This window comes from Nonomuraea sp. NPDC049607, from assembly GCF_040675375.1.
In the GTDB taxonomy this organism is placed as follows: Bacteria; Actinomycetota; Actinomycetes; order Streptosporangiales; family Streptosporangiaceae; genus Nonomuraea.
The window spans coordinates 150,548-162,453 of record NZ_JBFAOV010000006.1; the positions used below are offsets into that span (position 1 = coordinate 150,548).

At 73.0% G+C, this 11,906-nt stretch carries 14 protein-coding genes; 5 read left to right on the forward strand and 9 right to left on the reverse strand.

Features of this window, described 5'->3' with window-relative positions; all coding sequences use genetic code 11:
• The first annotated feature begins 42 nt into the window (after positions 1-42).
• Together AB0J97_RS14530 and AB0J97_RS14535 are read left to right on the forward strand one after the other, a co-directional pair.
• Positions 43-462, forward strand: coding sequence for a hypothetical protein (locus AB0J97_RS14530; protein ID WP_357704786.1), 420 nt, complete (start codon positions 43-45; stop codon positions 460-462).
• The gene (locus tag AB0J97_RS14535) at positions 459-1,061 is read left to right on the forward strand and encodes a TetR/AcrR family transcriptional regulator (protein WP_357704788.1); all 603 of its coding nucleotides are present in this window, start codon (positions 459-461) and stop codon (positions 1,059-1,061) included. The genes AB0J97_RS14530 and AB0J97_RS14535 overlap by 4 nt, the downstream gene beginning before the upstream one ends.
• A 9-nt stretch (positions 1,062-1,070) precedes the next feature.
• Here the strand turns inward: AB0J97_RS14535 and AB0J97_RS14540 are convergent, their stop codons facing one another.
• The 3 genes from AB0J97_RS14540 to AB0J97_RS14550 all read right to left on the reverse strand — a co-directional run bounded on the left by AB0J97_RS14540 (position 1,071) and on the right by AB0J97_RS14550 (position 3,527).
• Positions 1,071-2,054, reverse strand: coding sequence for a phosphotransferase family protein (locus AB0J97_RS14540; RefSeq protein ID WP_364088321.1), 984 nt, complete (start codon positions 2,052-2,054; stop codon positions 1,071-1,073).
• Positions 2,051-3,241, reverse strand: coding sequence for an acyl-CoA dehydrogenase family protein (locus AB0J97_RS14545; protein WP_364088325.1), 1,191 nt, complete (start codon positions 3,239-3,241; stop codon positions 2,051-2,053). Before AB0J97_RS14545 ends, AB0J97_RS14540 begins: the two co-directional genes overlap by 4 nt.
• 100 nt (positions 3,242-3,341) lie before the next feature.
• The gene (locus tag AB0J97_RS14550) at positions 3,342-3,527 is read right to left on the reverse strand and encodes a hypothetical protein (RefSeq protein ID WP_357704794.1); all 186 of its coding nucleotides are present in this window, start codon (positions 3,525-3,527) and stop codon (positions 3,342-3,344) included.
• Positions 3,528-3,868: 341 nt separating this feature from the next.
• Between AB0J97_RS14550 and AB0J97_RS14555 the strand changes: the two genes are divergently transcribed.
• Complete coding sequence (locus AB0J97_RS14555) at positions 3,869-4,213, forward strand: DUF6285 domain-containing protein (protein WP_364088330.1); 345 nt, start codon at positions 3,869-3,871, stop codon at positions 4,211-4,213.
• A 3-nt stretch (positions 4,214-4,216) separates the two neighbouring features.
• On the opposite strand, the gene mctP is transcribed toward AB0J97_RS14555, so the two are convergent.
• The 4 genes from mctP to AB0J97_RS14575 form a co-directional block, all read right to left on the reverse strand.
• Positions 4,217-5,812 (reverse strand): monocarboxylate uptake permease MctP, encoded by a 1,596-nt coding sequence (mctP, locus tag AB0J97_RS14560; RefSeq protein WP_357704798.1) that lies wholly within the window; start codon positions 5,810-5,812, stop codon positions 4,217-4,219.
• Positions 5,809-6,021, reverse strand: a complete 213-nt coding sequence (locus AB0J97_RS14565) for a DUF3311 domain-containing protein (RefSeq protein WP_357704800.1) — start codon at positions 6,019-6,021, stop codon at positions 5,809-5,811. Before AB0J97_RS14565 ends, mctP begins: the two co-directional genes overlap by 4 nt.
• Positions 6,022-6,252: 231 nt before the next feature.
• The gene (locus tag AB0J97_RS14570) at positions 6,253-6,882 is read right to left on the reverse strand and encodes a carboxymuconolactone decarboxylase family protein (RefSeq protein ID WP_364088337.1); all 630 of its coding nucleotides are present in this window, start codon (positions 6,880-6,882) and stop codon (positions 6,253-6,255) included.
• Positions 6,882-7,442, reverse strand: coding sequence for a VOC family protein (locus AB0J97_RS14575; protein WP_364088339.1), 561 nt, complete (start codon positions 7,440-7,442; stop codon positions 6,882-6,884). The genes AB0J97_RS14570 and AB0J97_RS14575 overlap by 1 nt, the downstream gene beginning before the upstream one ends.
• A gap of 48 nt (positions 7,443-7,490) precedes the next feature.
• Between AB0J97_RS14575 and AB0J97_RS14580 the strand changes: the two genes are divergently transcribed.
• Positions 7,491-8,411 (forward strand): SDR family oxidoreductase, encoded by a 921-nt coding sequence (locus AB0J97_RS14580; protein ID WP_364088342.1) that lies wholly within the window; start codon positions 7,491-7,493, stop codon positions 8,409-8,411.
• A 72-nt stretch (positions 8,412-8,483) separates the two neighbouring features.
• Here the strand turns inward: AB0J97_RS14580 and AB0J97_RS14585 are convergent, their stop codons facing one another.
• Together AB0J97_RS14585 and AB0J97_RS14590 are read right to left on the reverse strand one after the other, a co-directional pair.
• Positions 8,484-9,428 (reverse strand): WYL domain-containing protein, encoded by a 945-nt coding sequence (locus tag AB0J97_RS14585; protein WP_364088344.1) that lies wholly within the window; start codon positions 9,426-9,428, stop codon positions 8,484-8,486.
• Positions 9,410-11,011 (reverse strand): CocE/NonD family hydrolase, encoded by a 1,602-nt coding sequence (locus tag AB0J97_RS14590; RefSeq protein WP_364088347.1) that lies wholly within the window; start codon positions 11,009-11,011, stop codon positions 9,410-9,412. The genes AB0J97_RS14585 and AB0J97_RS14590 overlap by 19 nt, the downstream gene beginning before the upstream one ends.
• Before the next feature lie 88 nt (positions 11,012-11,099).
• On the opposite strand from AB0J97_RS14590, the gene AB0J97_RS14595 reads away from it, so the two are divergent.
• Positions 11,100-11,900, forward strand: coding sequence for an SGNH/GDSL hydrolase family protein (locus AB0J97_RS14595; protein WP_357704812.1), 801 nt, complete (start codon positions 11,100-11,102; stop codon positions 11,898-11,900).
• Positions 11,901-11,906 lie beyond the last annotated feature (6 nt).

Below are 11,906 nucleotides of genomic sequence, written 5' to 3' on the forward strand. Positions count from 1 at the left end.
ACCGCCGAGTGAGCCGCGCGCAGGCGGGGGACGATGGGCTCTGTGACCGGTGAGGTACGAGCTCTGATCGGCGTCGGCGCGGGCCTGACCGCCGTTCCCCCCGTCTACTACCTGACCGAGGCGGGCGCCAGAGCCCTGCGGACCGGCCAGGCGGCCTTCGCCCCGGCCCCCGCCGGGCTCGGCTTCCTGGCGGCCGCGGCGCTGATCGTCGCCGTGCTGGCCGCCTGGCCCGCGGCGGCGCTGGCCTGCGGGCTGCCGCTGGCCGTGGCGGGCGTGCTGTTCGCCCTCGACCTGCGGGCCGCGATCGGCCTGGCGGGCGTGCTCCCCGGGCTGTGGGAGCCGCCGTGGGCCGAGCCGCCCGGCACCCTCGCCGGGGCGACCGGCCTGTACGCCTACACCGGCGCGTTACTGGTCTTCTCGGCGCTGCTGCCGCGGCGCCTGCGATCTATCCTGAGCAGATGAGCAGACGGGACCCCGACCGGCGCAGGGCGCTGCTCGACGCCGCCGACCGGGCCATCCTGGCCGAGGGCCCCGAGGTGTCGATGGCGGCCATCGCCGCCGAGGCCGGCGTCACCAAGCCCATCCTCTACCGCCACTTCGGCGACAAGAGCGGCCTCTACCAGGCGCTGGCCGACCGCCACGTGCGCACGGTGATCGCCCGGCTCCGCCCCCAGTTCGCCGGGCCCGGCGCCGACCCGCGGGCCCGCGCACGGGCCGCCATCGGCGTCTACCTCGACCTGATCTCGGCCAACCTCGACCTCTACCGCTTCCTGTTCCACCGGGCCGGCGCCGAGGACACCCGCATCCGCTCCCACATGACCTCGCTCGTGCGCGGCCTGGGCGAGGAGCTGGGCCAGGTGCTGGCGGCCGAGCGGGTGGTGCCCGACCCGGTGCGGGCGCAGGTGCTCGGCCACGCGTTCGTCGGCATGGTGCAGGCGACGGGCGACTGGTGGCTGGAGCATCCGGAGGTCGACCGCTCGCAGGTGGTGGAGGGGCTGGTCGACGTGATCGCGGCGGCCATGGCACCCGGCCGCCGGGGCGCGGCCGTCGCCGGGGGCTGAGCGCCGCGGTCAGGCCAGCAGGCCGAGCAGGTCCCACTCGGTCTGGCAGACGCGGCGGCCGAGGGCGGCCAGCTCCACCGACGCCGCGCCGCCGCGCAGGTGCCGCATGGTCTGCATGACGCAGATGATCCCCCACTTCAGCACCCCGAACGTCTCCCACCAGCGCAGCGCGTCCAGGTCGACGTGCCGCCCGCCGGCCTCCTCGTAGGCGGCGATCAGCTCGGCGTAGCCGCCGAACCCGCCCACGGGCAGCGGCGAGCCGAACCGCCACGCCTTGACGCACAGCCAGCCCAGGTCCTCCAGCGGGTCGCCGGCGTGGGCCAGCTCCCAGTCGAGCACGGCCCTGATGCCCTCCGGGCCGACGATCAGGTTGCCGTTGCGGAAGTCGCCGTGCACGACGCCCGTGGGGGCGGCGGGCGGCCGGTCGGCTGCGAGCCTGCGCAGGGCCAGCTCGAACACCGGGTGCGGCTCGCCGGTCAGGTCCAGCACGTCGCGCCAGCGCCGCAGCGGGTCGCCGGGCCCGGCCCCGGCTTCCGCTCCGGCTCCGGTCTCCGCGTCGGTCGCGGGCAGGCAGGACAGCGGCATGCGGTGGATCGCCGCCAGCGTCCGGCCGCACTCGGCGGCCAGCCCGGCCCTGGCCTCCCGGTACGCCTCGTCCCGCAGGATCCTGCGCGGGATGGTCTCGCCGGGGACCCGCGTCATCAGGATGTACGGATCGGCGGGCGGATCGGCGGCTGCCACGACGTGCGGTACGGGCACTCCGGCGTCGGCCGCCGCCCGCATCAGCCGCGCCTCGGCGGCCAGCCCGGCGCCCACCTCCAGGACGGCCCCCGGCCCGTCGAGCCGGAGCACCAGCTCGTGCCGGTCGCCGCCGGTGGTGACCACGTCCAGGGCCCAGGTCTCCCTGGAGGCCCCGCCGGGCAGCCGGACCGCGTACGGGACGGCCGCGCCGGGGCCGTACACCTCGCGGGCGATCGTCTCGGCACGGTTCATCGCAGGCCGAACTCCCAGTTGCCGCCGGCCGCGTACTCGCCCAGGAGGCGGCGGCCGACCGTGTCCACGTGCACCTCGTCGGGGCCGTCGTAGACGCGTGCGGCGCGGGCGTGCCGGTACATGCGGTCCAGTGGGGTGTCGGGGGTCAGGCCGGCCGCGCCGTACACCTGGACGGCCCGGTCGATGACGTTGTGCAGCATGCGCGCCCCCACCACCTTGATCGCGCCGATCTCGACGCGGGCCTGCGAGCCGGCGTCCACGGCCTCGGCGGCCTGGAGGGTGAGCAGGCGGGCGGCCTGAATCTCGGTGTAGGAGTCGAACACGTGCTGCCGCATGAGCTGCTTGGCCGCCAGCGGCTCGCCGGACGCGGTGCGCGCGTGCAGCCGCCGGCACATCAGGTCGAAGGCCCGCTGCGCCTGCCCGAGCCAGCGCATGCAGTGGAAGATCCGGCCGGGCCCGAGGCGCTGCTGGGCGATGACGAAGCCGCGCCCGCGCTCGCCCAGCAGGTTCGCGGCGGGCACCCGCACGTCCTCGTAGCGCACTTCGCAATGGGCGCCGCCGAGCCCGAGCACCGGGGTCTCGCGCACGATCGTGTAGCCGGGCGTGTCCGTCGGCACGAGGATCATGGAGAAGGCCCGGTGGGGCGGCGCGTCCGGCTCGGTCCGGCACATCACGGTCGTGTACGCCGCCGCCGACGCGCCCGTGGTGAACCACTTGTGCCCGTTGATCACCCAGGTGTCGCCGTCGAGCACGGCGGAGGTGGTGATCCGGGTGGGGTCGCTGCCGGCTGCCTCCGGCTCGGTCATCGCGAAGCTGGGCGAGATGTCGCCGCGCACCAGCGGCTCCAGGTAGCGTTCGCGCTGCTCGGGGGAGGCGTGCTCGTGCAGCATGAGCGAGTCCTGCAGGGTGAACGAGCCGAGGGCGAGCTGCCCGTACTCGCTGCGGCCCTGGACCTCGTTGACGTAGACGTAGTCGAGGAACGGCAGCCCGCCGCCGCCCAGTTCGCGCGGGTGGCCGAGGGCCCACAGGCCCTCCTTCCTGGCCTCGTCCCGCAGCCCGGCCAGGGTGGCGGCGGCCCGGGGGCCGCCCTCGTGCAGCACCTCCTCGGCCGGTTCGACGCGCTCGGTCATGAACGCGCGCACGGCGTCGCGGATCGGCCGGACATGCCCGGGTACGGCGAAGCTCATGGGGTGATCTCAACCGAAATCCGTTGCGCGGTCAACGGCCGGCGCGCGGGACGGGAAAGGGCCCGGCAGCGGCCGCCGGGCCCTTCGGAGGGGACGGGGGTCAGGCCGCGTTCTCCTCGGCCTTGCGGGGCAGGACCTCCAGCTCGAACGCCCCCGACCTGACCGCCTCCAGGAAGTGCAGCCAGTCGCGGCGCGGGATCTCCAGGACCACGTCAGGGGAGGAGTCGTGGATGAGCTCCACGTGGTCGTTGATGCGGCAGGCCTTGACGCGTACGTCGTCGTTCATGCTGCGCTCCCTCGGGTTGACTGCGGCTGAGCGGCCCGGGGGTCCGGGGGCCTGGGAGCTGCGCCGGGCGACTTTCCCAGCCGTCCGGGCCGTCCGCGTGACCCCGGAGGGCCGGGCCGCTCGGGAAGCGTGTCATCGTCGCGCGCGGGCCCGCCACCGGGGGTGTCGGCGGTCCGGTAGAGACACGCCGATCGCGGGGGGAGGTCTGTCGTCCCGGGGGTGGAGAAAGGTCATCCGGGCGCCGGGGCCTTGACAGGGAGGGCGGTGATCTTTATGCCTGGGCTCACGACAGGCCGTGCGCGGGCGTACGGCTCCGGAGCGAGGTGACGGGAGTGCCGCCGATGGCGCAGCCCCATGACGTGCCCACCGCCGCGCAGCTCGTCGCGGCCGTGCGCGAGTTCCTGCGCGACGACGTGCTGCCCGCGGCCGAGGGGCGGGTGCGCTTCCACACGCGGGTGGCGATCAACGTGCTGACCATGGTGGAGCGGGAGATCGAGCTGGGCCCGGACCAGGCCGCCGAGCACGCCGCGCGGCTGGCGGCCCTGGGCGTGGCCGACGACGCCGAGCTGGCCGTCGCCGTCCGCGCGGGCCGCTTCGACGGCGACGACGCGCTCACCGCCGCGCTGGTCCAGGCCGTACGGGCCAAGCTGGAGGTGGCCGATCCCGGCTACCTCCAGCGGCCGTGAGCGTCAGTGCGACCCGGCCAGGTCCAGGTCCTTGACGTCCGGGTCGCCCTCGTCGGCGAAGTAGTCGCCGCGCCGGGTGGTGTCCGTGCCGTCGGCCACCTTGGCCGCCCGGAAGATCAGCGTGGCGAGCGCGGCCACGACCAGGTTGACGATGAGCGCGAGGAAGCCCGCGTAGATCGTCATCTTGGTGTCCAGGCCCAGGTTCGCCATGCTGAAGGCCGAGCCGCCGAAGTGCTCCTTGCCCTTGGCCGGGTTGGGGATGAGGTAGAGCATCCACATGCCCGCCGCCAGGCCCAGGGCCCAGCCCGCCATCAGGCCGCCCTTGTGGAACCAGCGCGTGTACAGGCCGAGCGCCACCGACGGCAGCGTCTGCAGGATGATCACGCCGCCGATGAGCTGGAGGTCGATCGAGAACTGCGGGTCCAGCAGGAGGATGCACAGCACCGCGCCGACCTTGACCACGAGCGAGACGACCTTGGAGACCTTGGCCTCCTGGGCGTCGGTGGCCTGCTTGTTGATGTACTCGCGGTAGATGTTGCGGGTGAACAGGTTCGCCGCCGCGATCGACATGATCGCCGCCGGCACCAGCGCGCCGATGCCGATGGCCGCGAACGCCACGCCGGCGAACCAGTCGGGGAAGAGCTGGTCGAACAGGTTCGGCACGATCGTGTTCGGGTCGCCGTCGACCGGCTTGGTGCCGGCCGCGATGGCCATGAAGCCCAGCAGCGCGATCAGGCCGAGCACGAAGCTGTAGGCCGGCAGCGCCGACATGTTGCGCTTGATGACGTTGCGGTTCTTGGAGGCCAGCACGCCGGTGAGGCTGTGCGGGTAGAGGAACAGCGCCAGGGCCGAGCCGAAGGCCAGCGTGACGTACTGGAGCTGGTTGGCGCCGTTGAGCAGGATGCCGTCGCCCGGCGCGGGGGTCTTGTCGAACTTGGCCTGGGCCATGTCGAAGATGTTGCCCCAGCCGCCCAGCTTGGCCGGGATGTAGATGACCGCGGCCAGGATCACGATGTAGATCAGCGCGTCCTTGACGAAGGCGATCAGCGCCGGCGCGCGCAGGCCCGACTGGTAGGTGTAGGCCGCCAGGATCGCGAACGCGATGATGATCGGCAGGTGCCCGGTGATGCCCATCGACTTCAGCACCGCCTCGATGCCGACGAGCTGCAGCGCGATGTACGGCATCGTGGCCACCAGCCCGGTGATGGCGATCAGCAGCGCCAGCGTCGGCGACCCGAAGCGCGCCCGGACGAAGTCGGCGGGCGTGACGAACCCGTGCACGTGCGAGACCGACCACATCCGCGCCAGCACCAGGAACACCAGCGGGTAGACCACCACGGTGTAGGGCAGCGCGTAGAAGCCGAGCGCGCCGGAGCTGAACACCAGCGCGGGCACGGCCACGAACGTGTAGGCGGTGTAGAGGTCGCCGCCGACCAGGAACCAGGTGACCCAGGAGCCGAAGCTGCGGCCGCCCAGGCCCCACTCGTTGAGGCTGGCCAGGTCGGTGGGCCGCCGCCAGCGGGCCGCGACGAAGCCCATGCCGCTGACCAGGACGAACAGCAGCGCGAAGACGACCAGCTCGGTCACGTGCCCGCTCATTTGGTCATCCTGTAGACGATGGTGGTGCAGCCGACGCCGATCACGATGAAGGCGAGCTGCAGCCAGTAGAACAGCGGGAAGCCGAGCAGGCGCGGCTCGTCGGAGTTGAACAGGAACGTCAGCAGCGGCAGCACGATCGGTACGACCAGCAGCCAGTTCCATGGGCTGCGGTCGGTACGCGGCGGCTGCCCGGATTCCCCGGTAGTCATCGACCCTCCGATTGGGGGGATCAGGGGCGGCTTGTTGACCGGCCCCTGACAACGTAGTCAATGGAGGGAGATTAGCTTTCCGGTGGTATTAAACCCAATGTCCGGAACATCACAGTTTGGCCTAAATGTCGAGATCAACTCTCGGCAGGCGAGACCAAAGCCCACCCCTCGCACCCGGCACGTTAAGTCGCCACCGCGTCGCGCGGAACCGGGCGATCGGCGAATGGTCGGCTACTCGCGACGAACGGTCACTTCGTCGGCGATGTCGCGCGTCCCGTAGCCCTCGGGGGCGGGCACCTCGGTGATCGGGTCGGGGCGGTCGTCGAACTCCAGCCGCAGCGCCCGGGCCATGGTGGCGTGCATCTCGTACAGGCAGACGATGTAGGTCAGCTCCAGGATCTGCTCGTCGGGCAGGTGGGCGCGCAGCACGGCGAACACCTCGTCGTGCACCCGGCCGCCGTCCAGCACCAGCCCGTCGGTGTAGGCCAGCACCGCCCGTTCCAGCTCGCCGAACCGGTCGCTGACCTGCCAGGAGGCGACCGCCTGCACCTTCTCCTCCGGTACGCCGAGCGCCCTGAGCTGCTTGCAGTGCTGGGAGTAGACGAACTGGCTCTGCCGCGCCCAGCCCGCCCTGGTCTGCCCCAGCTCGCGCAGCACCGGGTCGAGCCGTGACTCGCGGTAGATCTGGAAGCCCTTGACGCAGTGGCGGAAGATCTTGGGGTCGAGGGCGAACACCGTCCACCAGTCGCCCGGCGAGCCGGTCGCGGTCCCCGTGCCGTCGGGGGACAGCAGCCGGTCGTGGAAGAACCGGACGACGGGGTCGGTCACCTCCTCGGGCGGCACCCGGCGCAGGCGCGGCATCAGACGGTCCTGTCGGCGGCCGTCTTGGGCTCGTGCCGGACGTCGCCGGGCCGCCCGTCCGGCCGTCCGTCCGGGTGGGTCCAGGCGGCGAACTCCACCAGGATCCCGTCGGGGTCCTTGAAGTAGATGGACCGGACGAACACGCCCTCGTGCATCTCGGCCGCCACGCCGAACTCGCTGTCGTCGTGGTTGAGCAGCACGCCCACGTCGATGCCCTTGGCCATCAGCCGGTCGCGGTACTCCTCGATGCGTTCGGGCGGCACGTCGAAGGCGATGTGGTTCATCGAGCCGACCGCCGACAGCAGCTCGCCCCGGTCCGGCAGGTTCCTGGGCGCGGAGACCCCGGGCACGCCCTCGGGGGCGTCGGGGAACCAGAAGAAGGCCAGCGCGTTGCCGCCGCCGCAGTCGAAGAAGAAGTGCTGGCCCCAGCCCAGGGGCAGCTCGATCGTCTTGATCAGCGGCATGCCCAGCACGCCGGAGTAGAAGTCGACGGTCTGCTTCATGTCCGAGCAGACCAGGGCGATGTGGTTGACCCCGCGGAGCTCGAATTCGCTGTTCATAGTAATCAACTACTTATCACAGCGTTCATGCGTAAAACATGACAGAGGATGGCGGGTATCCGGGACACGATCGTCAGCGTGATTGTTGTGGTGGCGGGCGCGACCCGCGGAACGGGACGAGGAATGGCGGTCGCCCTCGGGGCGGCCGGGGCGACGGTCTACTGCGCCGGACGCAGTACGCGGGAGCGGCGTTCGGAGATGAACCGTCCGGAGACGATCGAGGAGACCGCCGAGCTGGTGAGCTCGGCGGGCGGGACGGGCATCGCCGTCCCCGCCGACTTCCTGGACCCGGCGCAGGTGGCGGAGCTGGCCGCCCGCGTCGAGCGCGAGCAGGGCCGGCTGGACGTGCTGGTCAACGACGTGTGGGGCGGCGACCACCTGTGGCAGTGGGAGACCCCCGTCTGGAAGCAGGACCAGGACGACGGCCTGCGCCTGCTCAGGCTGGCCGTCGACACCCATCTCGTCAGCGCCCGGCACCTGCTGCCGCTGCTGATCCGGCACGAGGGCGGCCTGGTCGTGGAGATCACCGACGGCACCTGGGAGTTCAACCGGACCCGTTACCGCGGGAACGTCTACTACGACCTGGCCAAGGTGTCGGTCAACCGGCTGGCCTTCGCCTGGTCCCACGAACTGCGCCCGTACGGCGGGACGGCGGTGGCGGTCACGCCGGGGTTCCTGCGTTCGGAGGCGATGCTGGAGGGCTTCGGCGTCACCGAGGAGAACTGGCGCGAGGCCAAGGCGGACGGCGCGTGGATGGTCTCCGAGACCCCCGCCTACGCCGGCCGCGGCGTGGCCGCCCTGGCCCAGGACCCCGACCGGCGGCGGTGGTCGGGATCGTCGGTCACCAGCGGCGAGCTGGCCGACGCGTACGGGATCACCGACGTGGACGGCAGCCGGCCGCAGGTGTGGCGCTACCTCGACGAGGTCGGCGAGAAGGGCGGCGACGGCACCTGGGAGAACTACCGCTGACGCGCACGCCGCCCCGGGCGGCGATCCCCCTCGGCGCCCGCGGTCGAGCGCCCGAGGGTCGGCGCCCGCAAGTCAGCGTTCGTAGAGCGCGGCCGTGCGGGCGGCGGCGTCGGCGACCAGGGCGCGCAGCTCGGCGGGCGCCAGCACCTCGGCCTCCGGGCCGAAGCGCAGCACCTGCGTGTAGGCCACCTCCACCGACTCCACGGCCAGCCGCACGGTCCCGTCGGGCCGGAGCGAGGCCAGCGCGTCGTCCAGGGCGGCGGGGTCGGCGACGTACCGCAGCATGCGCCGGCCCGCCGGGGTCAGCCGCAACGTGATCACGTCCCTGAGCAGGGAGCGGCTGAACTCGGCCGCCTGCCCGGCCCAGAACGCGGCCAGGTCGAAGCCGGCCGCCCGCTCGAAGCGCGGCTCGCGCGCCCGGACGTCGCCCATCCGGTCCACCCGGAAGATCAGGAACCGCTCGCCCAGACGGGCCACCAGGTACCAGGCGCCCGCCTTCAGCACCAGCCCGTACGGGTCCAGCTCCCGCGTGCGCTCCTTGTAGACCACCGTGACCGGCAGGTCGTTCCACACGGCCCTGGCCAGCGGCGCCAGGGCCGGGGGCGGCGGCACGTCGGCGGTGTACCAGCCGGGCGCGTCCAGGTGGAAACGCTGCGCGGCCGTGGCAGGCGCGTCGCGCAGCGAGGGGGACAGCGCCGCGGCGGCCTTGAGCCGGGCCGTCGCGGCCACCTCCTGCAACCCCATCTCGCGCAGCGCCGCGGGCACCCCCGACAGGAACAGCGCCTCGGCCTCGGCCCGGTCCAGCCCGGTCAGCCGGGTGCGGTAGCCGTCCAGCAGCCGGTAGCCGCCGCCGCGCCCCCGGTCGGCGTAGACCGGCACGCCCGCCTCCGACAGCGCCAGCACGTCCCGGTGCACCGTGCGCTCGGAGACCTCCAGCTCCTTGGCCAGCTCGGCCGCCGTCATCCCGCCCCTGGCCTGCAACAGCAGGACCAGCGACATCAGCCGCGCGGCGCGCACAGCGGCAACACCACGGCCGAGGGGCGGGCGGGGGAGTGGAACACCTCGACGTCGGCGGGCGTCATCGGGCCGCCCGCCGCGGCCACCGGCTCGCCGGTGCCCGGGTTGCGGGCGATCGTCGGGTACGCGCCGGCCGCCACGTGCACCCGGATCCGGTGGTCGCGGCGGAACCGGTGCCCGATCGGCCACAACTCCACCCGTACGCGGCGCACGCCGTCGCCGTCCCCGTCGCCGGTTGCCCGCGGGCCCAGCCGCCGCACCCCCTCGCACAGGTTGAGCGAGCGGCCGTCGGGGTGCACGTCGCACACCCGGACCACCACGTCCACGTACGGCGTGCTGGAGCGGACGTACACGTCGGCGTGCACCGGGCCGATCATCTCCACGTCCGACTCCAGCGCCGCCGAGCTGTAGACCAGCACGTCGCGCCGGGCCTCCAGACGCCGCTGGTCGCGCGGCCTGGAGTCGGCCAGCAGCACGGGCCCGCCGATCGCCGGCGTGGGATGGGCGGGGTGGTAGCGGAACCGGTCGGTCCCGGCCTCCTCCGGCTCCCGCGTGGCCAGCCCACCGCCGGACCGCAGGTGCCAGCGCTGCTCCCGCATGCCCGGCACCGGCCAGTCGGGGTAGTCGCGCCACTCGCCGGCCCCGGTGACGAAGAGCCGCACCGGGTCCGGGCGCAGACCGGACGGGTCACCCATCAGGTGCGCGCGGAACCAGGCCAGCGCCTCGGCCTTCGAGGGCCGCCCGTGCCGGGAGTCGACGTGGTACCAGGGCCCGATCGTCAGGTACGGCCGCCGCCCGGCCGCCCGCATCGCCGCGTAGTCCTTGAGCTGCCAGGGCAGGAAGACGTCGTACCAGCCGCCGAGCATGGTGACCGCCGCCTCCACCTCGCCGACCTTGGAGGAGAAGTCCCGCTTGTGCCAGTACGGCACGGCCGGATCGGCGTGGTGGGCCAGCAGGTCCTGGAAGAACCGCAGCGGCCGGCCCGCCGAGGCCACGTCCAGCTCGGCCACCGGCCGCCCCGACAACACGGCCCGGCGGGTCACCCTGGGGGCGGTGAGCATCGCGGCCCCGCCGACGAAGCGGCGCGTCATGGTGTCGGTCAGCGTGGTCCAGCTCAGCGTCGACTCCAGCGCGAACGCGCCGCCCACGTACGCGGCGTCCCTGAACTGGGAGGCGGTGATCTGCGTGGCCATGGCCTTGAGCTCGGGCCCGGCCTCGGCGGCGACGGCCCACTGGGCGTAACCGAGGTAGGAGGGGCCGAACATGGCGAACGAGCCGCCGTACCAGGGCTGCTCGCGCAGCCAGGAGATGGTGGCCAGGCCGTCGTCGTGCTCGTCGCCGAGCGGGTCGAGGCTGCCGCCGGAGCCGAAGCCGCCCCGGCAGCTCTGGATCAGCACGTGGAAGCCGTTCCTGGCGAAGCCGCGGCCGTACATCCAGCCGAACAGGCCGCGCCGGCCGTAGGGCGAGCGGATCAGCACCGCCGGGGCCGGCCGGCCGTGAGCCGGGGCGTAGTGGTCGGCCAGCAGCGTCACACCGTCGGGCATCGGGACGGGGATGTCCCGCCGGAGCCGCACGCGTCTCATGTCATAACCAGTAACAGATGGGTCCGGATAGGCGGTAGCCGGGGGTTACGGTCGCGTAAGGAGAATCTCCTTGGCAAACTATCCGGTCATGGGACGAATCACCTCGTATGTCGCCCTAGGGGACAGCTTCACCGAAGGACTGGAAGACCCGGCCGAGTACGGCTTCCGCGGCTGGGCCGACCGGCTGGCCGAGCACATCGCGGCCGACAACGCAGAGTCCGGCAACCTCGGGGCCCGGCAGCCCGGCCTGCGGTACGCCAACCTCGCCGTCCGCGGCCGGCTGATCGACCAGATCGTGGCGGAGCAGGTGCCGAAGGCGGTCGAGCTGGGCGCTGACCTGGTCTCGCTCTGCGCCGGGGGCAACGACATCCTGCGGCCGGGCAGCGGGCCCGCGTCCGTGGCCAGGCGGCTGGAACAGGGCGTCAGGACGCTGACCGAGGCGGGCAGCCGGGTGCTCATGTTCACCGGCTTCGACCTGCGGCACGTGCCGGTGATGCGGCTGGCGCACTCCAAGATCGAGGTCTACAACCTGCACATCCACGACATCGCCCGCCGCTACGACGCGCTGCTGGTCGACCTGTGGCCGATGCCGGTCCTGCGCGACCCGCGCGCCTGGAACGCCGACCGCCTGCACCTCAGCCCCGACGGCCACCGCCGGGTGGCGCTGCGGGCCGCCGAGGTGCTCGGCGTGCCGGTGGGCGAGGACTGGCGCGAGGCGTACCCGGTCAGGCGGCCGCCGGTCTGGACGGCCGCCCGCCGCGAGGACCTGCGCTGGGCCAGGACCTACCTCGGCCCGTGGATCGGCAGGCGCATCAACCGGCGCTCCTCGGGCGACGGGGTCCTCCCCAAGCGCCCCGACCTCGCCCCGCTGACGACCGCCGACCACTGACCACTG

Excerpts from the sequence above, each read along its gene's own strand:
- AB0J97_RS14535 (WP_357704788.1), top strand. The coding sequence starts at position 459 with ATGAGCAGACGGGACCCCGACCGGCGCAGGGCGCTGCTCGACGCCGCC.
- AB0J97_RS14540 (WP_364088321.1), bottom strand. The coding sequence starts at position 2,054 with ATGAACCGTGCCGAGACGATCGCCCGCGAGGTGTACGGCCCCGGCGCG.
- AB0J97_RS14545 (WP_364088325.1), bottom strand. The coding sequence starts at position 3,241 with ATGAGCTTCGCCGTACCCGGGCATGTCCGGCCGATCCGCGACGCCGTG.
- AB0J97_RS14550 (WP_357704794.1), bottom strand. The coding sequence starts at position 3,527 with ATGAACGACGACGTACGCGTCAAGGCCTGCCGCATCAACGACCACGTG.
- AB0J97_RS14555 (WP_364088330.1), top strand. The coding sequence starts at position 3,869 with ATGGCGCAGCCCCATGACGTGCCCACCGCCGCGCAGCTCGTCGCGGCC.
- mctP (WP_357704798.1), bottom strand. The coding sequence starts at position 5,812 with ATGAGCGGGCACGTGACCGAGCTGGTCGTCTTCGCGCTGCTGTTCGTC.
- AB0J97_RS14565 (WP_357704800.1), bottom strand. The coding sequence starts at position 6,021 with ATGACTACCGGGGAATCCGGGCAGCCGCCGCGTACCGACCGCAGCCCA.
- AB0J97_RS14570 (WP_364088337.1), bottom strand. The coding sequence starts at position 6,882 with ATGCCGCGCCTGCGCCGGGTGCCGCCCGAGGAGGTGACCGACCCCGTC.
- AB0J97_RS14575 (WP_364088339.1), bottom strand. The coding sequence starts at position 7,442 with ATGAACAGCGAATTCGAGCTCCGCGGGGTCAACCACATCGCCCTGGTC.
- AB0J97_RS14580 (WP_364088342.1), top strand. The coding sequence starts at position 7,491 with ATGGCGGGTATCCGGGACACGATCGTCAGCGTGATTGTTGTGGTGGCG.
- AB0J97_RS14590 (WP_364088347.1), bottom strand. The coding sequence starts at position 11,011 with ATGAGACGCGTGCGGCTCCGGCGGGACATCCCCGTCCCGATGCCCGAC.
- AB0J97_RS14595 (WP_357704812.1), top strand. The coding sequence starts at position 11,100 with ATGGGACGAATCACCTCGTATGTCGCCCTAGGGGACAGCTTCACCGAA.